The 26740-nt window shown below is 67.7% G+C and carries 24 protein-coding genes; 12 read left to right on the forward strand and 12 right to left on the reverse strand.

Annotation, left to right across the window (positions count from 1 at the left end):
- Positions 1-17 precede the first annotated feature (17 nt).
- The 3 genes from OVA17_RS07115 to purS form a co-directional block, all read right to left on the reverse strand.
- Complete coding sequence (locus tag OVA17_RS07115; protein WP_267789127.1) at positions 18-722, reverse strand: GntR family transcriptional regulator; 705 nt, start codon at positions 720-722, stop codon at positions 18-20.
- Positions 723-808: 86 nt separating this feature from the next.
- Positions 809-1516, reverse strand: a complete 708-nt coding sequence (gene purQ, locus OVA17_RS07120; protein ID WP_210072514.1) for a phosphoribosylformylglycinamidine synthase subunit PurQ — start codon at positions 1514-1516, stop codon at positions 809-811.
- A complete protein-coding gene (gene purS, locus OVA17_RS07125; protein WP_210072513.1) occupies positions 1513-1761 on the reverse strand; it encodes a phosphoribosylformylglycinamidine synthase subunit PurS in 249 nt (82 codons plus the stop codon). The genes purQ and purS overlap by 4 nt, the downstream gene beginning before the upstream one ends.
- A gap of 234 nt (positions 1762-1995) precedes the next feature.
- On the opposite strand from purS, the gene OVA17_RS07130 reads away from it, so the two are divergent.
- From OVA17_RS07130 to OVA17_RS07150, 5 genes are all read left to right on the forward strand, one after another.
- Entirely contained in the window at positions 1996-3270 is a 1275-nt protein-coding gene (locus tag OVA17_RS07130; protein ID WP_267789130.1) for an ABC transporter substrate-binding protein, read from the forward strand.
- A gap of 84 nt (positions 3271-3354) precedes the next feature.
- Positions 3355-4476 (forward strand): carbohydrate ABC transporter permease, encoded by a 1122-nt coding sequence (locus OVA17_RS07135; RefSeq protein WP_267789132.1) that lies wholly within the window; start codon positions 3355-3357, stop codon positions 4474-4476.
- The gene (locus OVA17_RS07140) at positions 4473-5378 is read left to right on the forward strand and encodes a carbohydrate ABC transporter permease (protein WP_267789134.1); all 906 of its coding nucleotides are present in this window, start codon (positions 4473-4475) and stop codon (positions 5376-5378) included. Before OVA17_RS07135 ends, OVA17_RS07140 begins: the two co-directional genes overlap by 4 nt.
- Positions 5379-5407: 29 nt before the next feature.
- Positions 5408-6862, forward strand: a complete 1455-nt coding sequence (locus OVA17_RS07145) for a GH1 family beta-glucosidase (RefSeq protein ID WP_267789136.1) — start codon at positions 5408-5410, stop codon at positions 6860-6862.
- A 224-nt stretch (positions 6863-7086) separates the two neighbouring features.
- Entirely contained in the window at positions 7087-8100 is a 1014-nt protein-coding gene (locus OVA17_RS07150) for a LacI family DNA-binding transcriptional regulator (RefSeq protein ID WP_267789137.1), read from the forward strand.
- 6 nt (positions 8101-8106) lie between these two features.
- Here the strand turns inward: OVA17_RS07150 and OVA17_RS07155 are convergent, their stop codons facing one another.
- Entirely contained in the window at positions 8107-9192 is a 1086-nt protein-coding gene (locus OVA17_RS07155; RefSeq protein WP_267789138.1) for a sensor histidine kinase, read from the reverse strand.
- Positions 9189-9863 carry a response regulator gene (locus OVA17_RS07160; protein WP_267789139.1) on the reverse strand — a complete coding sequence of 225 codons (675 nt, stop codon included), beginning with the start codon at positions 9861-9863 and terminating at the stop codon, positions 9189-9191. Before OVA17_RS07160 ends, OVA17_RS07155 begins: the two co-directional genes overlap by 4 nt.
- Before the next feature lie 153 nt (positions 9864-10016).
- Between OVA17_RS07160 and OVA17_RS07165 the strand changes: the two genes are divergently transcribed.
- Both OVA17_RS07165 and OVA17_RS07170 read left to right on the forward strand, forming a co-directional pair.
- A complete protein-coding gene (locus tag OVA17_RS07165; protein ID WP_267789141.1) occupies positions 10017-11225 on the forward strand; it encodes a cation:proton antiporter in 1209 nt (402 codons plus the stop codon).
- Positions 11226-11345: 120 nt separating this feature from the next.
- Positions 11346-13883, forward strand: coding sequence for a bifunctional lysylphosphatidylglycerol flippase/synthetase MprF (locus OVA17_RS07170; protein ID WP_267789142.1), 2538 nt, complete (start codon positions 11346-11348; stop codon positions 13881-13883).
- Between the two features lie 141 nt (positions 13884-14024).
- Here OVA17_RS07170 and OVA17_RS07175 read toward each other — a convergent pair whose 3' ends face one another.
- From OVA17_RS07175 to OVA17_RS07185, 3 genes are all read right to left on the reverse strand, one after another.
- A complete protein-coding gene (locus OVA17_RS07175; protein WP_267789144.1) occupies positions 14025-14447 on the reverse strand; it encodes a response regulator transcription factor in 423 nt (140 codons plus the stop codon).
- Positions 14448-14538: 91 nt separating this feature from the next.
- Entirely contained in the window at positions 14539-15225 is a 687-nt protein-coding gene (locus OVA17_RS07180; protein WP_267789146.1) for a signal peptidase I, read from the reverse strand.
- A 47-nt stretch (positions 15226-15272) separates the two neighbouring features.
- Complete coding sequence (locus OVA17_RS07185) at positions 15273-15845, reverse strand: hypothetical protein (RefSeq protein ID WP_267789148.1); 573 nt, start codon at positions 15843-15845, stop codon at positions 15273-15275.
- A gap of 420 nt (positions 15846-16265) precedes the next feature.
- On the opposite strand from OVA17_RS07185, the gene OVA17_RS07190 reads away from it, so the two are divergent.
- Positions 16266-17003 carry an acetoacetate decarboxylase family protein gene (locus OVA17_RS07190; protein ID WP_267789150.1) on the forward strand — a complete coding sequence of 246 codons (738 nt, stop codon included), beginning with the start codon at positions 16266-16268 and terminating at the stop codon, positions 17001-17003.
- Positions 17004-17125: 122 nt separating this feature from the next.
- Here the strand turns inward: OVA17_RS07190 and OVA17_RS07195 are convergent, their stop codons facing one another.
- Positions 17126-17368, reverse strand: coding sequence for a helix-turn-helix domain-containing protein (locus OVA17_RS07195; RefSeq protein WP_141376406.1), 243 nt, complete (start codon positions 17366-17368; stop codon positions 17126-17128).
- Positions 17369-17655: 287 nt separating this feature from the next.
- Between OVA17_RS07195 and OVA17_RS07200 the strand changes: the two genes are divergently transcribed.
- From OVA17_RS07200 to OVA17_RS07215, 4 genes are all read left to right on the forward strand, one after another.
- A complete protein-coding gene (locus tag OVA17_RS07200) occupies positions 17656-18258 on the forward strand; it encodes a hypothetical protein (RefSeq protein ID WP_267789153.1) in 603 nt (200 codons plus the stop codon).
- Between the two features lie 145 nt (positions 18259-18403).
- Entirely contained in the window at positions 18404-18979 is a 576-nt protein-coding gene (locus OVA17_RS07205; RefSeq protein ID WP_267789155.1) for a hypothetical protein, read from the forward strand.
- 275 nt (positions 18980-19254) lie between these two features.
- On the forward strand, positions 19255-20853 hold the full coding sequence (locus tag OVA17_RS07210; RefSeq protein WP_267789156.1) for an RCC1 domain-containing protein: 1599 nt from the start codon (positions 19255-19257) through the stop codon (positions 20851-20853).
- 392 nt (positions 20854-21245) lie between these two features.
- Entirely contained in the window at positions 21246-23177 is a 1932-nt protein-coding gene (locus OVA17_RS07215) for a putative Ig domain-containing protein (RefSeq protein WP_267789158.1), read from the forward strand.
- A gap of 626 nt (positions 23178-23803) precedes the next feature.
- On the opposite strand, the gene OVA17_RS07220 is transcribed toward OVA17_RS07215, so the two are convergent.
- The 3 genes from OVA17_RS07220 to OVA17_RS07230 form a co-directional block, all read right to left on the reverse strand.
- Positions 23804-24376, reverse strand: coding sequence for a hypothetical protein (locus tag OVA17_RS07220; protein WP_267789159.1), 573 nt, complete (start codon positions 24374-24376; stop codon positions 23804-23806).
- 529 nt (positions 24377-24905) lie between these two features.
- Complete coding sequence (gene nhaA, locus OVA17_RS07225) at positions 24906-26237, reverse strand: Na+/H+ antiporter NhaA (RefSeq protein WP_267789160.1); 1332 nt, start codon at positions 26235-26237, stop codon at positions 24906-24908.
- A 90-nt stretch (positions 26238-26327) separates the two neighbouring features.
- Positions 26328-26555, reverse strand: a complete 228-nt coding sequence (locus OVA17_RS07230; RefSeq protein WP_267789161.1) for a hypothetical protein — start codon at positions 26553-26555, stop codon at positions 26328-26330.
- Positions 26556-26740 lie beyond the last annotated feature (185 nt).

Below are 26740 nucleotides of genomic sequence, written 5' to 3' on the forward strand. Positions count from 1 at the left end.
TTACGCCGGCGAAACGCTCACGAACGCACGCGGCGGATCAGGGCGTTGCGGAGCCCCTCCGGCGCGGGCAGCTGCACCTCGCGCGACCAGTACCCGATCGCATCGTCGGCGCCGTACCCGCAGTAGGTCATCTCGATGACCGGGGTGCCCGGCGAGCTCGACAGGAGCCGTGATCTCTCGGCATCCAATCCGATCGCCTCCATCCACACGGTCTCCCAGGCGACCCGTACGCCGTTGGCGGCTTCGGCGAGATCGAACACCGGGCGGTGCGCATCGAGCACGGCGTCGTGACGCACGGGGACGAGGTCTTCCGCCAGGGCGTAGGGCGCTCCGTCTGCGCGCCACATCTTGACCGTGCGCAGCACCGTGGTGTCATCGGGCAGGTCGTCGAAGCGGTGTGACCCGGGGGTGAGCTCGAGACGGTCGGACGACACGAGCTCCAGCGACGGCTCGTAGCCGGCGGAGCGGATCGAGAGGGAGTGGTCGAACTGCTGGTCGATCCGGCGGCCCACCCCCGCGAGGCGACGGTTGGGGGTGGTTCGCGCGCCCTGCGTGCGGTGCACGTATCCGCGCTCTTCGAGGCGCACCAGCGCTTCGCGCACCGAGTTGCGGCTCGCGCCGAGGATCTCGGCGAGGCGTGGCTCGGAGGGCAGCGCCGCTGCCTCGCTGCTCCACAGGCTGAGGATGCCCTCGATGATCGGATCGGGATCGGGTACGCGCACGGACTCATCTTCCCCGATGGATACCGGGACGACCGCCCCGTGGGTCGGGGGAGTCGCGAACGCCCCGAGCGAGACCGCGGGTGAGATCAGGCGGCGGCGCCCACGACGGCGGCGATGGCCGAGGTGAAGAAGCCCAGGCCGTCGACGCCCGAACGCATCGCCGCAGAGGTACCCGGGCCGAAGCCCGGCTCGACCGCGTGCTCGGGGTGCGGCATGAGACCCACGACGTTGCCGCGGTCGTTGGTCAGGCCGGCGATGTCGTCGAGCGAGCCATTGGGGTTCACCCCGACGTACCGGAAGGTCACGAGGCCCTCGCCGTTTACGCGCGCCAGGGTCTCGGCATCCGCGATGTATCCGCCGTCGGCGTTCTTCAGGGGGATGACGATCTCTTCGCCCTCGGCGAAGTCGCTGGTCCACGCGGTGGAGGCGTTCTCGACGCGCAGGCGCTGGTCGCGGCGGATGAACTGCTGGTGGGCGTTGCGGATCAGGCCCCCGGGTAGCAGGTGCGCCTCGACGAGCATCTGAAAGCCGTTGCAGATGCCGAGCACGGGCATGCCCTTGCCGGCCGCGTCTTTCACCTCGGCCATGATCGGCGCGAAGGCGGCGATCGCGCCGGCGCGCAGGTAGTCGCCGTAGCTGAAGCCTCCGGGCAGGACCAGGGCGTCGACCCCCTTCAGGTCGTGCTCGCCGTGCCAGAGGGCGACGGGCTCGCCGCCCGCGAGACGGATGGCGCGCTGCGCGTCGCGGTCGTCGAGCGAACCGGGGAAGGTGATGACCCCGATGCGAGCGGTCACTCGACCACCTCGACGTTGACGACGTCTTCGATGACGGCGTTCGAGAGCATCTCGTCGGCGAGCTCGCGCGCCCGCGCGAGCGTGGCTTCGTCGACCTCGCCCTCGACGGTCAGTTCGAAGCGCTTGCCGATGCGCACGTCGGAGAAGCGGTGCTCGCCCAGACGCGACAGGGCGCCGGCCACGGCCTTTCCCTGCGGGTCGAGAAGCTCGGCCTTGGGCATGACGTCGACGACGATGGTGGGCACTGCAGCTCCAAGAGTCGGGTGGCGTTGTGAAGGCCAGTCTACGCGAGCGGCCGATGGCGCCCGCTACGGCGGACCGGGCCGAGGGGGCGGGGCTTCATAACGATCTCACAGCGTCCTCTTGACCGCGTGGGAGCGATCCCATAGCGTCATCCCCGATCGGTGAGAGCGCTCCCACGCACGGTCGCAGGAAGCCCTCGCCAGCGCCGGTCAGCACCCACCACAAAGGAGTGATCTGTGAAAAATCGTGCCCTGCGCCGGGTGGCTCTCGTCGCCGCCGTCGCCTCGACCTCTGCCCTCGTCCTCGCCGGCTGCTCCGGCACCGGGGGTTCCGCTTCGGGCGGTGATGGTGACGTCACCCTCACCATCGCCACCTTCAACGACTTCGGTTACACCGACGCGCTCCTGCAGGAGTACATGGATGCGCACCCGAACGTGAAGATCGTGCACAACAAGGCCGCGACCAGCAACGAGGCCCGCGAGAACTACTTCCAGAAGCTGGGCAAGACCGGCCTCGCCGACATCGAGGCCATCGAGGTCGACTGGCTACCCGAGGTCATGGAGTACGCCGACCTGCTGGCTCCGGTGCCCGACGACCTCAAGAGCCGGTGGCTCGACTACAAGGTCGAGGCCGCCACCAGCCCCGAGGGAAAGCTCGTCGGCTACGGCACCGACATCGGCCCCGAGGGCGTCTGCTATCGCTCCGACCTCTTCGCCGCGGCCGGCCTCCCGACCGACCGGGCCGAGGTCGCCAAGATGCTCCAGGGCGACTGGTCGACCTACTTCGCCGCGGGCGACACCTACGTCGCCGCGACCGGCAAGGCCTTCTTCGACTCCGCAGGCGGCACCTACCAGGGCGCGATCAACCAGGTCGAGGCCGCATACGAGAACCCCGACAACGGCGAGATCACCGCCACAAGCAACCCCGACGTGAAGAAGATCTACGACCAGGTCCTGAAGGCCAGCGCCACGCAGTCGGCGCACCTGGGCCAGTGGTCGGACGACTGGTTCGCGGGGCTCTCGAACGGCGCCTTCGCCACCATGCTCTGCCCCGGCTGGATGCTCGGCGTCATCGAGGGCAACGCCCCCGAGGTCAAGGGCTGGGACATCGCGAACGTCTTCCCCGGCGGTGCCGGCAACTGGGGCGGGTCGTACCTGACCGTCCCCGGTAACGGCAAGAACGTCGAAGCCGCCCAGGAGCTCGCCGACTGGCTGACCGACCCCGAGACCCAGGTGAAGGCGTTCGAGAACGCCGGGACCTTCCCGAGCCAGACCGACGCCCTCAAGGCGGACGCGCTGCTCGGCAACACGAACGCGTACTTCAACAACGCCCCCGTGGGCGAGATGCTCTCCGAGCGCGCACAGGCCGTCAAGGTCTCGCCGTACAAGGGCACCTTCTACTTCCAGATCAACGACGCCATGCAGAAGGCGCTCACGCGAGTGGAAGACGGAACGCAGGATGCCGCCACCTCGTGGAAGCAGTGGGCGACCGAGGTCGACGCCCTGTCCTGACCTGACCCGTAGCGAGCGGATGCCGGGGCCCCGCGCCTCGAGCCCCGGCATCCGTCCCGCTCGTCTCGAGGAGGAGACACCACCGTGACAAGCACTCTCGAACGGCCCACGCGGCCGGCGCAGCCCCCGGCCGGGGACCGCCGGCCACGGCGCCTCGGCTTCGGTCAGCGCCGTAGCGCGTGGGACCTGAAGCTCTCGCCGTATCTCTACATCTCGCCGTTCTTCATCCTGTTCGCGATCACGGGTCTGTTCCCCATCGCCTACACCGCGGTGATCTCGTTCATGGACTGGGATCTGGTTCGCAACTCGGGCGAGTTCATCGGCTTCGACCAGTACGCCTGGGTGCTCTCGCAGCCCAAGTTCTGGATCGCCCTGCGCAACACCTTCAGCATCTTCCTGCTCTCGAGCGTCCCGCAGCTCGTCCTCGCGATCTTCATCGCCGCGATGCTCGACCAGAACATCCGCGCCAAGACCTTCTGGCGCATGAGCGTGCTCGTGCCCTACGTGATGGCCCCCGTCGCCGTGGCCCTCATCTTCAGCAACATGTTCGGCGACCAGTACGGCGTGGTGAACACCACCCTGCAGAATCTCGGTCTTCCGGCCGTGCCGTGGCATTCCGACGCCTTCGCCAGCCACATCGCGATCGCGACGATGGTCAATTTCCGCTGGACCGGCTACAACACCCTCATCCTGCTCGCGGCGATGCAGGCCATTCCACGCGAGTACTACGAGGCCGCGACCGTCGACGGCGCCGGCAAGATCCGCCAGTTCTTCTCGATCACCCTGCCGAGCCTCAAACCGACCCTCGTCTTCGTCATCATTACCGCCACCATCGGCGGCCTGCAGATCTTCGACGAGCCGCGCATGTACGACCAGTACGGCACGGGCGGGGCGGACAACCAGTGGCTCACCGTGACCCTGTGGCTCTACAACGTCGGCTGGGGGGAGTGGAACTTCGGCCGCGCCGCGGCACTCGCGTGGATCCTCTTCCTGCTCATCCTCGCCATCGGCGCGATCAACCTGTTCGTCACGCGTTCGCTCGTGCGCGACGACGGTGGTCGCGGTGACACCCGTTCCCGTCGAGACGCCCGAGCGCAGGCACGAGCGGCGAGAGCCCGAGTGAGGGCGGATGCCGCTACCCCGGCGCCCCCGCGAGACACCGACGCGTCCCGAGGCGGCGCCGCACGACAGGAGACCCGCCGATGACCGCCGTGAGCCCCGCCCCCGTCCCGATCGTCGATCCGAACGCCCCCGGCCCCGTCCGCCGCCGTCCGCGCCCCGTGCGCGGCTCCCGCCCGGGCTGGATCGTCTACGCCGCTCTCGGCGCGGTGCTGATGGCGAGCCTGTTCCCCTTCTACTGGTCGCTGCTGATCGGTTCGGGCGATTCATCGACGATCCGCGACGCGAATCGGTCGTGGATCCCCGGCGGCAACTTCTTCGCCAACGCCGCGTCCGTCATCGGCGACCCCGCGGTCAACTTCTGGCCGGCGCTGGTGAACTCGATCATCAGCTCGGGCCTGATCGCGGCATCCGTGGTCTTCTTCTCGACCCTCGCGGGGTGGGCGTTCGCGAAGCTGAAGTTCCGCGGCGGCCCGTGGCTGCTCGTCTTCGTCGTGGCGACCATGGCCGTGCCGACGCAGCTGGGTGTCGTGCCGCTGTACATCCTGTTCAGCGAGCTCGGGTGGACCGGCCAGCTCGGTGCCATCATCATCCCGGCACTGACCAGCGCCTTCGGCGTCTTCTGGATGACGCAGTACCTGCGTCAGTCCGTGCCCGACGAGCTGATCGAGGCCGCGCGCGTGGATGGCGCGACCTCGTTCCGCACGTTCCTCACGGTGGGCGTCCCCGCCGCGCGCCCCGCCGCGGCGATGCTCGGGCTGTTCACCTTCGTGAGCGCGTGGAACAACTTCTTCTGGCCGTTCATCGTGCTCGACCGCCAGAACCCCACACTGCCGGTGGCCCTGTCGCTCCTGCAGTCCAACTACTTCGTCGACTACTCGATCGTCCTCGCGGGCGTTCTGCTGTCGACGATCCCGCTGCTGCTGCTGTTCGTCTTCGCGGGCAAGCAGCTCGTCAGTGGCATCATGCAAGGGGCGGTCAAGGGATGACCCTCGCGCCCATGGAAGGAACCCGAACCATGTCCCACACCCGTTCGTTCCCCGAAGGTTTCCTCTTCGGCGCTGCCACCGCGGCGTACCAGATCGAGGGGGCGGCCTTCGAAGACGGCCGCACGGCCTCGATCTGGGACGCGTTCAGCCGTGTGCCCGACGCCGTGATCAACGCCGACAACGGCGATGTCGCGTGCGATCACTACCACCGCTACGCCGGCGACGTGCAGCTGATGAAGAAGCTCGGTCTGCAGACCTACCGCTTCTCGACCTCGTGGTCGCGCGTGCGGCCCGACGGCGGCGCTGTCAACGCGAAGGGCGTCGACTTCTACAAGCGCCTCGTCGACGAGCTGCTGGATGCCGGCATCCTGCCCTGGCTCACGCTCTATCACTGGGACCTGCCGCAGGCGCTGCAGGACGAGGGCGGTTGGACCGTCCGCTCCACGAGCGAGAAGTTCACCGAGTATGCGCTCGACATGCACGACGCGCTCGGCGACCGGGTGAACGTCTGGACGACGCTCAACGAGCCGTGGTGCTCGTCGTTCCTCAGCTACACCGCCGGCATTCATGCACCCGGGCACTACTCCCAGGCCGAGGGCATGCTCGCCGCCCACCACCTGCTTCTGGGCCACGGACAGACCGTGCGCGAGCTCCGTGCCCGCGACTCTTCGTTGAACCTGGGGCTCACGCTCAACCTCACGGTGGCGGATGCCGTCGACCCGGCGAACCCCGCCGACCTCGACGCCGCACGGCGCGTCGACGGACAGTTCAACCGCTGGTTCCTCGACCCGGTCTTCCGTGGCGAGTACCCCGCCGACATCATCAAGGACTTCCGCAAGACGGACGCCGAGGCGGTGGCGCGTTGGCAGGAGGCCGTGCATCCCGGTGACCTCGACATCATCTCGACGCCCATCGACTCGCTCGGCGTGAACTACTACCACGGCGAGTTCGTCGGGGGGACTGCGCCCGAGATCGACCCGCCCGCGGGAGATGCTCCCACCTCGCGTCCGGTCGGCAAGCCCTTCCCCGCACACGAGAACCTGTACTGGCACGATCGCGGACTCGCTCGCACCAACATGCACTGGGAGGTGCAGCCCGAGGGGCTCACGCGTCTGCTCCAGCGGGTCAGCGAGGATTACGCGGCGGAGGCGGGCGTGGCCCTCTTCGTCACCGAGAACGGCGCCTCGTTCGACGACGAGCTGAACACCGAGGGCGACGAGCCGCGCGTGCACGACGTCGAGCGCGTGGAGTTCGTCGAGGCGCACCTCGCGGCGGTTCTGGATGCCGTGGACGAGGGCGTCGACGTGCGCGGCTACTTCTACTGGTCGCTGATGGACAACTTCGAGTGGGCGTGGGGCTACGAGAAGCGTTTCGGGATCGTCTACGTCGACTACGCCACGCAGGAGCGCACGATCAAGGATTCGGGGCTCGCCTACGCGCGGGTGATCGCGGATCGCGCGCTGGAGCCGGTCGTCGTCCGCTGACGTCGGCCGCGAGGACCCGGTCGCGCGCGTCTGCGGCCGGGCCTTCGCATTCGCGGCGTGAGGCGATGCGGTAGGCACGGGCAGCCGGCGTACCGCGTGGGCCGCAGGGGATCCGCGCCGGTCCGGTGCGATCCCCGGCGACACCGCAGTACGCTCGCATCAGCGCGGGGTGCATCCGGCCAGCCGAGCGCCGGAGAACGCGGCCGTCCTGAAGGAGGGGAGCGATGGATCTCGCATCCGTGCGGGGTGCCGCCACGATCGAAGAGGTCGCGGCGCGCGCCGGAGTCTCGCGATCGACGGTGTCGCGAGTCGTCAACGGCTCCTCCGCCGTCTCGCCTTCCGCTCTCGAGGCCGTGCGCCGCGCGATCGACGAGCTGCAGTACGTGCCCAACCGTGCGGCACGCTCGCTCGCCAGCCGCCAGACCCGGGCGATCGCCCTGGTGATCCCCGAGCAGACCGACCGCTTCTTCGGCGACCCGTTCTTCGCCTCGATCGTCGCGGGGATCGGCGAGGTCATCGGCGAGTCCGACTACATCATGAACATGCTCATCGCGAGCGACGACGTCAGCGCCAAGGCGCTCGGGTACCTCCGTGGGGGAAGCGTCGACGGGGCGATCGTCGCCTCGCACCACACGAGCGACACCTTCCTCGACCGCGTCGCCGACGTCGTCCCCGTGGTCTACGGCGGACGCCCCGCGCGCATCCGCGCCGACGACTACTACGTCGACGTCGACAACGTCGAGGGTGGCCGGGTCGCCACCGCCTATCTGCTGGCGCGCGGTCACCGCCGTCTCGCCACGGTGTCGGGCCCGTCGGACATGCCCGCGGGCATCGACCGCCTCCAGGGCTTCCGCAACGCGATGGCGGAGGCGGGGCTGGAGCCCGTGGCGATCGAGAACGGGGACTTCACCGAGATGGGCGGGGCGCTGGCGATGAACCGCATCCTCTCGAACGGGGTCACCCCCGAGGCGGTCTTCGTCGCAAGCGATCTCATGGCCCGAGGCGTCTACACGGTGCTGCGCGACAAGGGAATCGAGCCGGGGCGCGACGTCGCCGTCATGGGCTTCGACGACTCGGCGGTGTCGACCGCCGTCACACCGGCGCTGACCACGGTCCGGCAGCCGTCGCTGGCGCAGGGCCGGCACATGGCATCCGTGCTGCTGGACATCCTCGCCGGGCGTCCCGCGGCTCACGCGACCATTCTGCCGATAGAGCTCGTGCAGCGCGCCTCGGCCTGAGGCCCGTCAGGGACCGGCCGGCAGGCGCAGGTCGATCTCGTAGCCGCCGTCGGCCATGGGACCGGCGCGGAACGAGCCGCCCAGCATGTGGGCGCGTTCGGAGAGCCCGAGGTGACCGAGGCGCGCCGTGGGAGCGGGGTCGGGGCGCGGGGCGGGGGAGGCGGCGTTGCGCAGGACCACCCGCACGCCACCGGTGTCGGTGCTCGTCGCGGTCACGGTCACGCGCGACCCGGGCGCGTGTTTTCGCACGTTCGTGAGCCCCTCTTGGATCGTGCGGTAGACCGCTCGCTGGGTCGCGGGTGCGAGCCCTTCGCGCAGGTCGATGCGGGCCTCGATATCGAGGTCGGCGGGGTGCAGGATCTCATCGAGGTGGCGCAGGGTCGGCTGGGGGCCGAGCGGTGCGGCCTCCGGTCCATCGGCTCGGAGCACCAGCAGCATCTGACGCAGCTCGGCGAGGGTCGTGGAGGCGAGCGTACGGATCGTGTCGGCCGTCTCGACGACATCGGGATCGTCGGCGCGGACCATCAGGGCACCCGCCTGTACGGTGATGAGGCTCACCTGGTGCGAGACGACGTCGTGCATCTCCCGCGCGAGGTGGGCGCGCTCCTCCGCGACGGCCTCGCGGGCGACGCGGCGGTTCTCGTCGGCGCGGGCGCGGCGCAGCTCGTCGAGACTCGCCGTCAGCCTGCTCTGGTTGCGTCGGAGGCGGCCCAGCGCCACGGCGCCGCCCGAGGTCATCGTCGCGTAGACAATGGCGAGCACGTGGTCGTTGACCGAGGTGAAGGTGTCCCACGACAGGCCGAGTCCGAGGAAGGTGAGGGCGGACGCGACGACGAGCCAGGCCATTCCGGTCGCCGCGCTCGCGACGGTGTAGAGGGCGATCACCGACGCGATCGGTCCGCCGGTGAGGAAGAGGGCGGGAAGCGCCAGCGCCAGGGACAGCAGGGGGATCTTGCGGCGCAGCAGCAGGCCCGCGGCTCCGACCAGGGTCAGCACCAGCTCGAGCAGGTCGGTCGTGTAGAGACCGAGCACGCCGTCGAGGGCGGCCACGGCGACGAGGCCGAGATCGATCAGGACATCGCGGCGCCTCATCGTGCCTCCTCGTCGCGCAGCAGGCCCGCACGCTCCGCCACGAGAGCCGCCTGCACGCGCCCGTCGACGCCGAGCTTGCCGAGGATCGTGCTGATGTGCGCTTTCACGGTGGCGGGGCTCAGGAACATCTCGGCGCCGATCTGGATGTTCGACAGTCCGCGCCCCAGTTGCACGAGGATCTCGCGCTCGCGCGAGCTGAGCGCGTCGACCAGGTGGGTGTCGGCCGCGGGCTCGGGGCGCAGGTATCCGGCCACCACGGCGCGGCTGACGGTGGGCGAGAACACCACCCCACCGCCGTGGAGGGTGCGCACGAGCTGGGGGAGCTGACGCGGGTCGGTGTCTTTCACGAGGAACCCGGCCGCGCCCGCGTCGAGGGCCGACGCGATGTGATCGTCGGAGTCGAAGGTGGTCAGGATCGCCACCGTCACGTTCCACCCCGCCCGGCGGATGTCGCGGAGCACCTCGAGACCGTTTCGTCCCGGCATCCGGATGTCGAGCAGCACCACGTCGGGACGCGCCTCGGCGAGGATCTCCATCGCCTGGACGCCGTCGGCGGTCGCCACGACCTCGATGTCGTCGGCGGCGCTGAGGATGTGCGAGAAGCCGGAGCGGATGAGTGCCTCGTCGTCGATGACGGCGACACGGATGACCGGAGAGGCGATGGATGCCATGCGACCAGGCTAGGGACTCCGGGCGCCGTCGAGACAGGGGGCGCATCCGATGTACCCGACCGGACGCGGACGGTACCCGGTCAGCCCCCGGTCGCGGGCCCGGGCGTCGAACAGACTGGCTCCCGTCCCATCCCCTACCCAGGAGTTCTCGCCGTGTCCGTCCCCCTGCTCGTCGTCGGCTGCTCCCTGCTCGTCTGGGCGCTGTGGAGCCGCGTCTTCCGGAAGGCCACGGTCAACGGACCGATCGTGATGACCGCTCTCGGCCTGCTCGGGGGCGCGCTGCTGCCGGTGCAGGGCGAGCTGTTCCTCGAGTCGAAGGCCACGCTCTTCTTCGCCGAGATCGTGCTGGCCTACCTGCTCTTCGTCGACGCGCTGGAGGTTCGCGGCTCCTTCCGCTCGCACTTCACCGGGGTGCCGGCGCGGCTGCTCGGCATCGGCCTGCCGCTGTCGCTCGTCCTCGTGCTGGCGGTCGGTCTGATCCTGCCGCTGGGGTTGTCGGTGGCGGTGATCCTGGCGATCGCGTGCATCTCGGTGCCCGCCGACTTCTCGCCCGAGACCTCGATCGTGCGCGACGACCGCGTTCCGGCGCGGGTACGGCGGTGGCTCAACGTCGAGAGCGGGTACAACGACGGCCTGGTCTCGCCGCTCCTGCTCGGTGCGGTGGCCTTCGCCTCCGCGGGGACGACGGGCGACGCCGGACGTGCGTTCGCGGTGGCCGCCCCCGCGGGGCTCATCGCGATCCTCGTCGGGGCTGCCGCGGGGGCCGCGATCGGGGGAGCGATGCGCTTCGCCGACGGGCGAGGATGGACCGAGCCCCAGAGCATGCGTATCGCCTTCATCGCCACGCCCCTGATCGTTTTCGGCCTCGCCGTCGCGTTGCAGGGCAACGGGTTCGTCGCCGTTTTCGTCGCGGGCGTCGCCCTGCGTCTCGCGCGCGGGGCGAGTGGCGTCGCCTCCGTCGAGATCTCTCTGCTGGACGACCTCTCGTGGCTGCTCAACCTGCTGTTGTGGTTGGCTTTCGGCTTCGCCTCGATCGTTCTGCTCAGCGAGACCTACGACTGGTGGCCCGCGATCGTCCTCGCTCTCGTGGCCCTGACGGTGGGGCGGTTCCTGCCCGTGCTGCTCGCGCTGATCGGCACCGAGGCCACCCGCAAGGAGCGGTTCTTCGTCGCCGCCATGGGTCCTCGGGGCGCGGCATCCATCGTCTTCGGTCTCATCGCCGCGAACGCCCTGCCCGGGGAAGAGGGGTTCCTCGTGCTGGCGGCGACCTGCATGGTCGTGCTCGGCAGCGTGGTGCTGCACGGCATCGCGGGACCGCTCCTGGTGCGCCGGTTCTGGCCCGGGCGGGTCGCCGCCGCCTGACCGGTCGGACCACCCGATCGGCCAGAGGAGGGGGCCGACCGGGCGATGCGGCGTCCCGGGGCATCTCGCGAGTATGGACAGGATGCCGGGGGTCGGCATGCGCACGCTCGGGGAGGACCGATGGTCGCGGTGATGGACAAGGCGCAGGCAGCGCCCGAGACGACGCCGGCGACGCGGCCCGTGAACCGCGTCCCGCGGTGGGATGTCCCCGGACTGCTCCGGCGTCGCACCGGGACGCTCGGGGTGACACTGGCGATCCTCGTGGTCAGCACCGTGACGATCGCAACGGAGAGCACCTTCGAAGCCGGTCCCTTCGACCTGCGCGACATGCTGCTCGCCCTGGTGCGGGTCGACGACCCGCTCGTGCTCGCCGTCACCGTGCTGTTGACCCTGGTGACGTGCGGCGCTGCGGAGGGGCTCCTGGGCACGCGACGTCTGCTCGCGGCGTTCGTGGGCGGCGGGCTCGTCGTCTGCGCGGTCGGCGAGGTCATCGGCTGGTTCGAGGACAACGTCATCCCCGAGGTCTCGCTGAACGTCACCCCCGACACGGGGGCACCGCCGATTGCGGCGCTGCTGTGCGTCGCGATCGCCGCGAGCTGTTTCGCCTCGCCGCTGTGGCGCCGGCGCATCCGCATCGGCGGCGTGGTCCTCGCCGTGACCATGTTCCTCTACGCGGCCTCGGCGTCCGACCTCTACACGCTCATCGCCCTGCCCGTCGGCATGGCGGCCGGCCTCGTGCTCGGGGGGACGCGGGCCGTCGGCATTCCCCGCAGCTCCCTGCGCGAGAAGCGCGTGCTGCTGGCCGCGCTCACCGCCATCACCGCCATCGGGCCGGTCGTGGCCACCCTCTGGGGCTCGGGGGCGGGAGTGCTGTCGGTCTACAGCTGGCTGTCGTACGACCCGCTGAACGTGGCCGACGGCGTCGTCTGCGCGATCGGTTCGACCAACGCTCCCTGCCCGCCCTCCGCCTCGGTCTACGCCGAGCTCCAGCCCGCCTCGGGGTGGATCGCCGCGCTCCCGCAGCTGGTGCTGCTGATCGCCGCCTGGGGCGTGCTGCGCGGGCGCCGCGGCGCCCTGCACCTGGCCGTGGGGGTGAACGTCCTCACCTTCGCGGCGATGAGCATCCTGCTGCTGCTGAGCGAGACCGACACGCTCGAGCAGCTCGCGACGGTGCGTGCCGCGTACGACGTCGCCGACGTCTGGCAGACGGTCGTGGGCATGGTCGTCGGTGCCGCCCTTCCCCTGATGGTCGCCGTGCTTCTCGTGCGTTTCCGCGCCGCCGCGCAGATCCGATCGACCCCCGGGGTGCGCCGGATCTTCGTGCGCACGGTCGTCGTCGCGGCCCTGGGCTCGCTGGCGCTGGCGCTGGTCGGCATCCTGATGACGTCCGCCGAGTTCCGGCCATGGCCGAACGTGACCACCGTGCTCGCCACTCTGCCCCTGCGTCTCGTCCCGCCGTCGCTTCTGCCGCCCGAGGCCCTCGTCTTCGTCCCGATGACCGGAGCCGCACAGGCGGCGTGGTACCTGCCGCCGCTGCTGTTCTGGCTGAGCGTCGTGGTCGCCGCCGTGCGCTTCGTGGTCCGCTCCGGCGCCGCCGAGACCGCACCCGATCGCGAGCGCGCGCGGGCTCTGCTCGCAGCGGGATCGGGGGACACCCTCGGGCACATGACCCTGTGGGAGGGGAACGTCTACTGGTTCGCCGCCGACGCGGAGGCGGCGATCGCCTACCGGGTACGCGGCGGTTTCGCGGTGACGCTCGGCGGTGCCTTCGGCCCCGACCGGGACGACGCCTCCGTCGGCGCGGAGTTCGCCGCGTTCTGTGAGGAGCAGGGCTGGACCCCGGTCTTCTACAGCGTCGACGACGCCGAGCGCGAGCGGCTCGCCCCGCTGGGCTGGTCGTCGCTGCAGGTCGCCGAGGAGGCCTTGCTCGACCCGCGCAGCTGGACTCCCGCCGGCAAGAAGCGACAGGACGTCCGGACGGCCACCAACCGCGCGGCGCGAGAGGGACTGACCTCGCGTTGGGCCCGGTGGAGCGAGCTGTCGTTCTTCGATCGCGGCCAGATCCGCGACATCTCGGAGGCCTGGGTCTCGGACAAGACGATCCCCGAGATGGGTTTCACCCTCGGCTCGACCGACCAGCTCGACGACCCCCAGGTGCGCCTTCTCGTGGCGCGCGACGGATCGGGACGCATCATGGCTTTCACGAGCTGGATACCGATCCATCGCGACGGCACGATCGCCGGGTACGCCCTCGACGTCATGCGTCGGCGCGACGACGCGATGCCCGGGGTCATGGAGTTCCTCATCGGTCAGGCCGTCGATCGGCTCCGCGAAGACGGCATGACGGTGATGAGCCTGTCGGGTTCGCCCCTGGCGCGGCACTCCACCGGAGACGACGCCGATCGCAGCGCCCTGGACCGCGGCCTCGACGTCATCAGCGCGCTCCTCGAGCCGGCGTACGGGTTCCGGTCGCTGGCGAACTTCAAGAAGAAGTTCCAGCCCGACTTCGCGCCCCTGTGGATGATCTACCCGGATGCCACGCAGATCCCGGCCATCGCGATCGCCCTCGTCCGCTGCTACATCCCCGGGCTCACACTGCGTTCGGCGGCGGAGATGGCCGCCTCGTTGCGCCGGCCGCGGGAGGCCGCGGGGCGCTGACGCGTCGGGCGGGGCGGAGTTTTGCGGTGTCACCAGAACCGGGGATGCCACAAGTAAGGGTGCCGCGGGATTCGACACCGGCCTGGACGGGTCGTGCCCTCTTTCCGCTGGAGCTCGGTGGCGTCGGGGCGGGGATACGAGTCAGCGGTTGAGGCGCCGAGTGACGGCGTCTATGCGGGCTCGAAGTTCTCGGGAGCGGAAGGGTTTGGTGACGTAGTCGTCCGCGCCGGCGTCGAAGGCCGAGACCTTGTCGGCGTCGTCGTGCAGGCCGGAGATGACGATGATGTGCGCGCTGGATCCGGCGGATCGTATGCGTCGAATGGCTTCGATGCCGTCCATGCCGGGAAGGGTCAGGTCCATCGTGACCAGGTCGGGGCGGATGGCCAGCGCCGCGCGAGCGCCTTCGGCTCCGTTGTCGAAGGCGTCGGTCGCGTATCCGGCGCTCTCGATGATTCGCGTGAGCACGGACCGGACGTGCGGATCATCGTCGACGACGACAGCGGTGGCGCAGGCAGAGAAGTTCGAAGGGCTTGTGGGTTCTGAACGCTTGTCGAGAAGAGTCATGAGGTGACCGGTTGATCTTTCTGCGAGATGTGAAGATCCCGGTCCGTGAGGATCGGGGCGTGAGGAGTGGCCACGGGTCGATGTTCGTTCGTCACCACTGCGGGGACCGCCGCCGTATGGGACCGTTCTGTTCTTGGGGGGCGAGGAGGGAGGGCTTTTCGGTGTGGGGATGCCGGTCTCCGGCGAGCCCGAAAACGTCCCCGAGCACCCGGTCCGTGTCCTCCGCCGAGGTGGCCGGGGGGTCCTTCTGGTCCGCGGGGTCGGTATCACCGTCTTCCCGACCCCCGTCCTCGCCGTCCTCGCCGTCCTTGGCGTCGGCGGGCCGACGTTCGAGGGGAAGCAGGAGAAGGGCGAGAACGAGGACGGCAAGGCTGATACGCGCGGGGGTGGTTTGGACGTAGGCGAGAACGGCGGCGAGCGGGCCGCCGATGTGGCCGCGGACGGCGCCTACGAGCTGGTCGTAGGAGATCGTGTCGGGGTCCGCCGCGGTGTTGCCGTCGCCCTTCAGGAGGGCCTCACCGTCGGTGATCTCTTGGATGCGGTGGGTATACATGCTTCCGTCGGGGCGTCCGACGGTGACGACGTGGCCGGGTTGAAAGTCGTCGGGGTGGGGGTCGCCGATGAGAACAAGGTCGCCGAACTCGTAGGTGGGCGTCATGGACTTCCCATCGACGACGACGAGCTGGGTCCCGGTGGCCAGAGTGATGGCGGCGGGGGCGATGAGCAGGGCGAGCAACGCGCCTACGATGCTCCAACGGAGGAAGGAGAGGATGCGCATTGTGCCTCCAGGTGAGTATCGGGTGATGGCCGGTGGGGTGGAGCGCGTCACACGCGCGATAGCAGGCGCGCGCGCGGTTGCGGACGTTCGGGGCGCGAGGAGGACTGAGCGGTCGATGCCTCGAGGCAGAGGTGCGTGATGTTGGCGGGGCGGGGGACCCGGACGCGGAAGTGCACTGTTTGGGTCGCTGAGGGCAGGAGGGGCGAGACGGCGCAGAACGCGGGGTTACCGGACGTGTCGATGGTCAGCGGTGTTGACCACGTGGCACCGTCGGTCGTGCTGGCGGCGAGTGTTACTTCGCGCGCATCCGATGCACTGCTGCGCAGTTCAATACCGAGAATCCAGTCGATTGCCTTGCCGCTCGTGTTGTGCGCATCGATGGCGAATGCGTATGCGTCCGCTTGCGCATCGAATGCCGGAGCGGTGAGCGAAGAGGTGGTGTGCGCGGTGATGCGGCCGCCGTCCGTGTGTCCGAGACGGATTGTGTCGTGCGTGCACGAGTCAGGGGTGGGGGTCACGGCGGACGAGGACGGCGCAGCGTGGTCGACGCCGAGCGTGAGGAGAACGACAGCAGACGTGGCCGTGTGCGGTCCCTGAGGGTTCGGCCGGACAATGCTCATGCCGCCGCTCCTTCCGGGGTGTGGGTGGGTGCCGCTCGGTAGCTTGAGTACTCGTCGGCTGACACGCGGACGACGGTTCCGGCACCTGACCGGGCCTCCTCCTGACGCATGCTCACTATCGTAAAAACACATAACGGATCAAAACGGTGCGTATCGGATCTTACGCACCATAGCAGGAATCGCCTCGATCGTCCCGTCTGTTTGGGGGAACGCTCCGCGAAGTGCGCGCGGCACCCTCGTCCGTAGAGTGCGAGAGTCGAACCAGGTCCGTCCGCAACGCCCATGACGTTCACGTGTCTTCTGGTCGACGAGCGGTCGTCCCCTGCGTGCCGGGAGCGCTGATTGCCGCCGGATATTAGCGGTGGGGCCCGCGCGGCGGGGGCGTTATGAGCAAGTTATTCAGATCCTTAGAATCTTCGCGTGCTAGCTTCCGAGGTCCTGCAGCTGCTGACCACGCCTGCCAATGTGCCGTCCATCGCTCACTCAGGTGCGCCGAGTATTCGCCGGAGCATTCTTCGCGTCGATTATGTGACCGATGAGCACGCCGCGCGCAAGCTCCTTCCGGAGCCCCTGCATCTGCCTCTGATTCCGCGCGCCAGCGTGTTCTTCACGCAGTTCTTCAACTCGCACGGGGATGTTCCCCTCCTCGAAGTGACGCAGTCGATCGAAGCGGTCAGCTCGGCAGGCGTCGTGGGGGACTACATCCAGGCGGTCTACACGGACAATGTGACCTCGATCATCCACAACCGTGAGGCCTACCTGCAGCCCGTGCTGTACGGCGTAGGGTCGATCGTGCACCGCGACGGAGCGAGCAACTTCTCGCTGACCGTGAACGATACCGTCGTCGTTCGCGGGAGTGCGGGCTACCGAAGCGAGCCGATGTTCGCCGACGACGCCGTCGAGTTCCTGCAGCGCCCCAAATTCTTCCTGAAGGTGCTCGGGCGGCCGGCATTGGGTGAGCCAGCGAAGCCCACTCTCTTCATGCTGCGCAGCGCAAAGCTCGAGGTCGGCGACGCCTACCGGGTGCCGTCGCGGCTTACCCTCGACGGCCACATCATGGCCCCGTTCGACCAGCTGCCCGTACGTCACATCGACTCGTGTCACACATTCGAAACCACGTGGTCGATCGGCGAAACGGAAGTCCTGCACCGCTACTGACTTCCCTGGGAGCCCGCGCGGCAGGCTTCGCAACGCGCGGCGACGTTACAGCTGGCTCTCCTCGTTGCGCGGACGCTGCCGCCTCAGCGTCCCGTGCGAACGGAGTCGAGCGTCGATCCTGTTCAGCTCGAGGGCGTCGCCACCTCAGGGGTGCTCCGGTCAGCCACGTTCGAGGTGCTCGATATGTACTCGACCACCTCGTCTCGCACGATGACCCACTTCGAGCCGATGTGGTACGCGGGCAGCTCGCCGGACTGCAAGTACTCATAGACGGTCTTGCTGTTCAACCCGAGCACCTCGGCGACGTCTCTGGCGGAAAGGATCGGCGGATATCCAGCGAACAGGTGCTCGAGGTGCTTAGGCATGGCGCTCCCGGGGGGTAACAGACTCATCACAGTTTACGGGCACCATGCCCAATAACGGCCTGATCCGGCGCGATTTTGCGTGAAGCGCACTACATCGGGTGTAGAGCTCGAGGCGGAAAAGAGTTGTTAGGGGCTGTTAACGTCGGCTATGGTCCACCAGAGTCCGTTTCAACCCGTTTCATACCAAAGGATCTTCTGTGGATTGTTCTGTTCCGGTCGTGCCCTCCCCGGCAGCGCCCGCGATCACGGCCTCGGGAGGGTCCGGACTTGCGGCAACAGGCTCTCCCATGGACGTCATACTCGCCTGCGCCATCGCGCTCGTCCTTCTCGCGGGTGGCGTCATGGCTTTGGCCCGGTCGCGTCGGCGTCGCCGTGAAGCGCTGCCCTCTTCCACGGCGGCCGCGCCTGGCGTGGGGCTCGCTCTGTCGAGTGTGCTGGGCGTGATCTTGCTCTTGGGGGCCTTCTCCCCGTCACAGGCCGCGCATGCCGCTCCGGAACAGTGCGATGTCATCTCGGTATCTGGTGTGCAGATCGACGCGACCGTGCTCGCCGGCGGAGTGATCCAGCTCGTACCCGGCGGTCAGCCTGCCGTCGTTCGCGCGTCCGTGACGAACTCCACCACCGTGCCCGTGACCCTCACCGCGATCGCTCGCACCGATAACGCCGTCCCCCTCGCGACACAGATCGTGTGGAAGAGCGAGAGCTCGAGTGGTTCGGCCGTCGAGTCCAGCTTGGGTGACTCCGACTCGCACTCCCTCGGGACCTTGGCTCCGGGTGAGAGCACCACGGTGACGTTCGCGGTGAACTTGCCCGCCTCGGTCGGGAATGAGTACCAGGGCCAAACAGTCCCCCTCAGCCTGCTCGTCCAGGCCGTCCAGCAGGGCTTCTAACACCCGCACCTCGCGCGCCCGCATCTGCGGGCTGCGCCCCCACCTTCTCGTCGAGCCGCTACGCCACCTTCGTTCGCACTCGTCGAGCCCCTCAGCCTCCCTTTCCGACCCGAAGCACGACTCACCACTAAAGAAAGCAGATCCCATGTCCACCACCAAGCGCTCCTTCTCGAAGAAGAAGGTCCTCGTCGCCTCCCTCGCCCTGCTCACTATGGGCCTGGGCGGCACGGTTGCCACCGGCGCGTACTTCACCGCCGACAAGACCGTTTCCAGCAACACCCTGGCGTCCGGCACCGTCGTGATCGGGAACATCGGCGACGACGCGTCCTCCACAGCGGCGCTGTCGTTCACCAACGTGCTCCCGGTTGCGTCCTCGGACGTCGCGACCAAGGCCAAGACGTTCAACATCAACGTCCGCAACAACGGAACGGCGGCCGTTGACTGGAAGGTCCAGATGGCTTCCACCTCGAGCGACTTCGCCAAGCAGGTCAACGTCGAGTACAGCACCGACAATGGCTCGACCTGGTCGAAGACATGGACTGCTGACGACCTCCGAAACGTCTCCATCCCGGGCACCTCCTCGCTCGCTGCTGGCGGAACCGCGGTGATCAAGTTCCGTGCGTGGCTGCCCGCCGCCACCGACAACACAGCCCAGGGTAAAACTCTTACGTTCTCGACCGTCGTGAACGCCATCCAGGCCGGCGCTCCGTTCTCGTCCTGACCCTCGCGCGTGGGCGCCGGCAGCACGCTGGCGCCCACGTCTCCGTGCGCGGCGAGTCGTCAGCCCGTATCCGTCGATGGGTTGTCCTTCCGCGTAGGCCGAGCTGTCTGCCGCGCCTCCAATTTTCACGCGTGTCCCTACATCCTCGGCAGCACGCGATCACCCGAACGTCCCCCTTAGTGCCCCTCGTAGGAGATGACATGCCACCCGCCGCCGCCACCTATGCCCCTCGGCCGCGACAGGCCCGTGGACGGCGTCTCGCGACGACGCTTCTCATGGGCGTTCTCGCAACGGGAGTCATCTCGACCCCCGCCGCAACGGGAGCCTGGTTCACCGCAGACAAAACGGTGAGCAGCAACTCGTTGACGGCGGCCACCCTTCAGCCCGTCAGCGGCCTAAAAGCCGTCAAGTCCTCGATCGGTGTGGATGTGTCGTGGACGAGCGCACTGCAACAGTCGTGGGCAACCGCTAACTCGGTCACCTCTGAACCGACGTACACCGTCACCCGCACCATCGACGGTGCCAACCCGACGGCGATCAGCACAGGTACGAACCTTTCGGTGACTGACCAGTACGGCAAATCGGTCTCCATCAAGCCCACCGTAATCGACTCTGGATCATCGATTGCCGGCTACATCAGGAGTGACGGGACCCTCATGATGTGGGGGTCAAGCTCCGCATCAGGGCTCGCTAACGCGTCCAGGCAGTCAAGCAGTGTACCGATTGCCGCCAGCATTCCGGCGGGAAACCCGATCATCAACATGGCGCTGAACGGGTGGTCAGGCGCGGCCGTGAGTTCTACCGGGAAACTGTTCACTTGGGGCCCGGGCCTACATGGCGGCAAGAACTGCAGCGACGAGTCATCCCCGCCTGACACCATTCAACTCCCCGCAGGAGTGACGCCCATCGCCGCGTCGCCGGGTGTCGGCTCCTACTGCTCACTCCTCGTTCTCGACTCCACCGGCCAGCTGTGGCAACGCGGTGGATCGGTCGGCGGTACCTCCACCACCTTCTTCAAAGTGAACCTGCCCGGTGGTCGTACGGTGAAACAGCTCACGAGGCGAGAAACGGTTCTTGCCTCAGATGGCACGGTCTGGTCGTGGGGTAACAACAGCCGAGGTCAATTCGGGAACGGGACCACAACCGGAAGCTCCACGCCGGTTCAGGCCATCTTTCCAGAGGGAACGGTGATAACTTCCGTATCTGCAGACTCGCAAGCTCCCTCTTTCGTCGCAATTGCCTCAGGGGGCCGGGACCTGTATGCATGGGGATATAACGATTCGTACGGCGCACTGGGGTTGGGAAGCGTTAAAGAGGAGAACATTCTCACGCCCACCCGCATGAAAACACCCGAGAATCAATGGTTTTCAGATGCACAGATCAAGTCATCCACAACCGTCATTGTTTCAGGATCGGACAGCAGCAAGCTGTACAGCGTCGGCTACGCCTCCAACGGGCGCGCAGGCAACGGAGTAATCAACAATACAGCTACCGGAAACTTCATCCAGATGGATGTTGCGTCGAATATCTCCGCCACCAAACTCGCTACCGGAAACTCGCAGGCATACTTCGTCGACAAAAGCACCAACAATCTCTACGGGTGGGGCTATGCCGTGGATGGATCCACTGGCGCTGCTCTTTTCGGGAACAATCAGACTTCCCCGGATGTTTACGCGAAACCCACTCAGGTGCAAACAAATCTGCAACTATCGTCAGATAGCGCCCGGTATTTCTGTGGAGTTGGAACCACGTCGAATAGTGACGGTTATTGTGTCCCAAACGGGGTTGCCGAGTACTCCGTCACGTATCCGTATCAGGCTTGGACGTCCTCCTCCGCGAAAGCGACCGCGAGTGCACAATCCCCTCCGCCGTGAACTGCGGGTGAAGCGCGTTAGAACGGGAGCAGGGCTTCTCCCCCAAGAACCCCCTGCTCCCGCCGCCGCACCCAGGCGGCCCGCTCAGGGGAGGGACCCCGATCGGGACGTCCTTCTTGGCAGCGCGCGAGCAGCCGAACGTCCCCCTCGTGCCCCTCACGGGAGATGACAGTGGAATCCACTGCCGCCACCGACCATCCTTCTCGGTCGCGACAGGTCCACCGCTACTCCTGCGGTGGGCGGATGTCCACGAGAGCTGCGGTCAATGCGAATCAGCAGTTCGCGCGGATGCGGGACACCAGAACTGCGAGAGCCTCGAGACAAGGTCCTGCACACGTCCGTCTGCCTTGCTGAACACGCGATGCGCGGAACACTCACGAAACGATTGCCCCATGATGCTGAAGAAATCTCCAACGCTCGCTATCGCTCTTATTGTTGCCGTTCTGGGCGTGCTCTTTAGTTCATCTAGCGCCGCCGTGGCGGCCGGAACGGAAATAGCGGTGGGCGGCGAGCCCACGTCGATCGCCGTGAGCCCCGACGGAGGGACGCTGTACATAGGTCATTACGCTACCGGCGAGGTGACGATCGTCGCGACCGCGACGAGATCTATCGAGGGCAGCATCGCAGCGGGTGCCGATTTGACCGACCTGGCCGTGACACCGGACGGTGAGTACCTGTTCACGGCAACCGGATCGGCGATCCAAAAGTTCTCGACAACGGGGCGAGATCTCGTCCGCGACTGGGCGCTCGACGGGTCCAGCGCCGGTATCGCCGTGAGCCCCGATGGGCTCGCTGCTTACGCGACGTCCGGTGATGTCCTGAAGGCCTATCTCCCTACCGGTGTAGCGACGCTGGCGGTGGTCGGCGGCTCTCCGACGTCGCTCGCGATCACGCCCGACGGCAAACGGATCCTGACGACGAGCGGAGACGATGACACCGTCTCGATCGTGTCGGTCGATGAGCGGAAGGTCGAGGCGACTGTCCCTGTGGGAATCTATCCGACGGACGTGGCAATAGCGCCGGACGGGGGGCTGGCACTGGTGGCGAACGGGGTGGGCTCGGTATCCGTTATCGATCTCACCGACGACTCGGTGCTGGACACGATCAACGTGGGGCAAACCCCCGTGGCGGTGACAGTAAGCACCGACAGCCAATGGGGTTATGTCGCCAACGCCAATGACAACTCCGTCTCTGTGCTTTCCCGGCAGACCCGGTCGGTCGTGCGCACCATTCCGACGGGCAACCGTCCGGTGGCGGTCGTTCTGAGTCCCGATGGCGACAACTTGTACGTGTTGAACAATGTGAGCGGAAGTGTTTCCGTTCTCACCATCGAGCGTGCCCCGGCGTTCACTGCCTCTACGCCCAGCGACACCGCAACGGTGGGCACCGCCTACACGTACGCCTTCGCCGCATCGGGCTCCCCGGCGCCCACGTTCCAGCTCGCTGACGGGTCGCTCCCGGACGGGCTGACGTTGAGTTCAGACGGCATCTTGTCGGGCACGCCGACGACAACCGGCGCGAGTTCATTCCGCGTCACCGCGTCCAACGGTGTCGATCCCGACGCGACCACCGACGTGATCACCATCGATGTGAACCCCGAACCGGTGGCCCCGCGCTTCACCGCTTCGACACCCGACAAGATCGCGACGGTCGGGATCAAGTACTCCTACACGTTCGCCGCATCCGGATACCCCACACCGCTGTTCACCGTGTCACAGGGATCTCTGCCGGACGGTCTCGAGCTCGATCAGTTCGACGGGAGCCTGAGGGGGTACCCCACCACCCTCGGCGCCAGCACATTCACCGTGACCGCAGACAACGGAGTGGATCCCGGGGCCTCGACCGGCCCCATCACGATTACCACTGAGCCGGCGCCTGCAGCGCCCGTCTTCACCGCATCGACGCCGCCACCAGCGGCGACAGTCGGAACGCCCTACTCCTATCGATTCACCGCAGGCGGATACCCCGAGCCGCAGTTCTCGATCGCGCGGGGTGCGCTGCCGGAGGGCCTCACGTTGAGCAGTGACGGATGGGTGTCAGGAACTCCCACGGCCGCGGGCGCGAGCACTTTCGCCGTTACCGCGTCCAACGGCAGCGGCCCTGACGTCAGGGCCGACCCCATCACGGTCACCGTTTCCCCGGCGCCTCAGGTTGCAAACCTGCCCGACCAGCAGGTCCACGGCGACGCGACGCCACCAACCGCCAACGAGCTGGCGGTGACCGGCAACGACGCCAGCCTCGCCGCGCCCTTGCTCGGCGCCGGACTGATTGCTGCGGGCGTGATCGCTACGGGTTTTCACCGGAGGCACCGTACGCAGGAGTGAGAAGCAAGAGCAGCGATGCATCACCCGCACGCCGGCTTCCTCGAGCCGGGGGCAGGGTTTCTCCCCAACAACCCACCCCTGCCCCCGGGCCGCCGCACTCAGGCGGCCCGCTGAGGGGAGGTTCCCCCGACCGGACCCTCCCCTCAGCGCCCTTGGACGAAAGCACATCCTTAACAGCCGGTCCCGCGACGCTGTCTGGTTGCGGATGGTTGATACGTCGTCGTCCTCGTCGGGTCACCGGGCGTCGGTCACGTCAGATCTCTCCGGCGATCCCGAGAAGATCTGACCTCGTCGCAAAAGTTCCGCTTCAGCGCGAAACCGTAGCGACACGCGGAAAGGGCAACCGCACGCGAGCCTGAGCCTGGAGCGTAAAGAACCCCCGCGTAATCGTTGAAGAGTTCGATGCCCAGGGTCTCATCGACGGCTCGGTTGCCCGTGCTGCGCGTCGTCACGGCGGGGGCGTACATGCCTGTCTCTTCGCGCAAGCGTGGGCCGGAGAGCATGGATGGGGCGCAGGGAGATGCGGGTTCGCGGGTGGTTCGTCAGAGGAGGATGCGTTGTGTGCACGAGCGTTCTGTCGCGGGGTGAAGGGGCCAGCCCGTCGAGAAGGCGGGCCGGCCCCGGACTCAGGACTGGGGGGCGCCAGCCTGGATAGCGTCGAGCTTGAGCGTGAACGTCACGGTCTTGTTCTGAGCGGAGTTGCCCGTGGTGGAGGGTAGCCACGCGCGCCACGAGATGGTCTGCGAGCCCGAGGCGCTCAGCTCCGCACTGCTTGCAATCTTCTGTCCGTTGAGAGCGTCGAGGGTGATGGGGTCCGCCCAATTACCGCTGCCGATCTTGTACTGCACGTAGACCTGTTTGGCGAAGTCGCTCGAGGTCAGGCTGATCGAGGCATTCCAGTCGATCGCCGCCGTTCCGCGGTTGCGGATCACGGTGATGAATTGAGAGGCCTTCCCCGTCGGGATGTCGGCATCTGCGAGAGGAAGGACGTTCGTGAACGTCACCGGAGTAGAGGTCGTTGCGTCGGACCAGTCGGTGCCGCCGAGAACAACGGTTCCCGAGGACAGTTTGTTGTTCGACACGGTCTTGGAGTCCGTGAAGTACGCTCCGGACGCGACGGAGCTGGCGAGCCCGATGCTCAGGAGAGCGACGGCGGCGATCAGAGTTTTCCTCTTGCGAAGGTGGGTGACAAGGGTCATGGGAGCTGCTTTCCACTCAGGATGACCGTCCTGCGGATTCAAGACGGAGTAGTTGGTTCGTTTATGCGCGCGCGGTCGACATGCGCAAAAGGGTGGTCGCCAGTCGAGCTTTCAACTCCCCCGCGCGGCAACGGACGCGCGGAGGCGCATGTCGTGCGGGCCTCAGGCTCGGCATCGACCGAGGCGTGCTTCAGCGCCAAGGTCGCGCAGAAGCGACTGTTCCTTATGGTGCAAAAAGGAACAATTTGGTTTGAAACGGATCGGAAACACCCTAGCAGGGAATTTCTACCTCGACGCACTATTTGTCGAAAGTGCTGACGTCGGCACGGAGCACCGTCGCTTCGCGCCGGCATTCCCTCGTCGGTTTGCCGCAGCGGTAAGCATCATCCCGGTGAACACAGCGGAGCCGGAAAGGGTGGTCGCCTCGCGACCGGGTCACCGAAGAGACGTCCGCCGCTGCCGTCCATCGTCGGCGGGGCGCCGCAGAAGACGGAGCACGAGCCGGTTAGTCGTCAGATGCCACGGCGGCTCAGCCGGCCTCGGGTCGCGGCCGTTGGTATACGTCGGGCACGTCGTCGCCGTCGGCATCCACCTTCTCGGCGAGAGCCAACTGCTTGTAGCGCCGGTTGCGCAAGAGGAGCACGGACGAGGCGAGGATGGATGCCAGAAGCGAGGCGACCATGATCGCGATCTTCGCGTCGTCGGTGTGGGGCGAGCCGTCGGGGAAGCTCAGCTCGGCGATCAACAGCGAGACGGTGAAGCCGATCCCGGCGAGCAGGCCCACCCCGGCCAGGTCGATCCACTTCAGAGCGGGGTCGAGCCGGACCTTCGTCACGAGAGTGAGCAGGCGGACACCGAGCAGGATGCCGAGGGGCTTGCCGAGCACGAGACCGGCTACGACGCCGAGGGTGACGGGGTCCGTCACAGCGCGGAGCAGTCCCTCGCCGCCGCCGACCGAGACCCCCGCCGCGAAGAAGGCGAACAACGGCACGGCAATGCCCGCCGACAGGGGACGGAAGCGGTGCTCGAACTGCTCGGCGAGGTCCATGCCCCGCACCTCGGGCTGACGGCGCGAGGCGGCGACCGGGATCGTGAAGGCGAGCGCGACTCCGGCGATCGTCGCGTGCACCCCCGAGGCGTGCAGGAACGCCCACGCGGCGAAGCCGATCGGCAGCAGCACGACCCAGGCGCCCCAGGATGTGCGGGCGAACCACGCGCGGCCACGGTGGGCGATGACGCCGTAGACGACGACGAGCACGGCGAAGACCGCCAGCGGCACCAGCGCGATGTCGCTGGTGTAGAAGACGGCGATGATCGCGATCGCGATCAGGTCGTCGACGACCGCGAGCGTCAACAGGAAGATGCGCAGGGGACCGGGCAGATGCGAGCCGACCAGCGCCAGCACCGCCACCGCGAAAGCGATGTCGGTCGCGGTGGGAATGGCCCACCCCGCCAGCAGGCTCGGCTGCGCGTGCACGATCGCGACGTAGAGGAGGGCGGGCACGGCGACCCCCGCGAAGGCGGCCGTCACCGGCACGATCGCGGTCCCCAGTCGGCGGAGGCTCCCGACGACGATCTCACGCTTGAGCTCGAGGCCGACCAGGAAGAAGAAGACCGCCAGCAGGCCGTCCGCCGCCCACGACCCGACGCTCAACTCGAGGTGCCATGGCGCGTAGCCGAAACGGAAGTCGCGCAGCGCGAAGTACGCCTCGGACGCGGGGGAGTTGGCCCACACGACCGCGCCGATCGCGACCACAACCAGCAGAATGCCGCCGACGGATTCGCGGCGCAGAAGCGTCGTGACGCGGTGGACTTCGGCGTATCCGGGCCACTGGGGCGCGCGGGTGGTGTCGTGGCTCATGAGGCTTCCTGGAGGGTCGATCGACAGATCGTCGACCAGACTTCCCGACACGCCTCTCTCAGTTTAGTCGGCCCGACCCCGGGCCGGGTTTCAGGCGGACTCCTCGTCCTCTTCGGGGTTGAAGTGCGAGGCCGTGTCGGAGTGACCGGCGGCGACGCCCTTCGGGTCGTCGGGGATGGTGCCATCGGCCCCGAGCCCGCCGGGCTTGGCCTCTCCGTCGGAGCCCGAGCCGGCGGTGGGCGAGACCTCGACGTCAGCGCCTTCGAAGGAGTCCTCGTCGGCAGCGGCCTGCGACGGGTCGGAGATATCGGATGCCATGAGCGTGCCTCTCTCGTCATCGGTGGCGAGGCGGTGTGCGGTGCCCCACCGGGTGCCCGACGTTACCGAGCGCTCCGGCGCCGGCATCCCCTCTTGTGGGGCGGGCCCGGGTGTGCAGGGCGGCACCCCGCACGGGACGCACGAGGGGGCCCGGGCCGTCGTGCGGAGTCCAGCCGCGCCGCGCC

The organism is Microbacterium sp. SL75, assembly GCF_026625865.1.
In the GTDB taxonomy this organism is placed as follows: Bacteria; Actinomycetota; Actinomycetes; order Actinomycetales; family Microbacteriaceae; genus Microbacterium.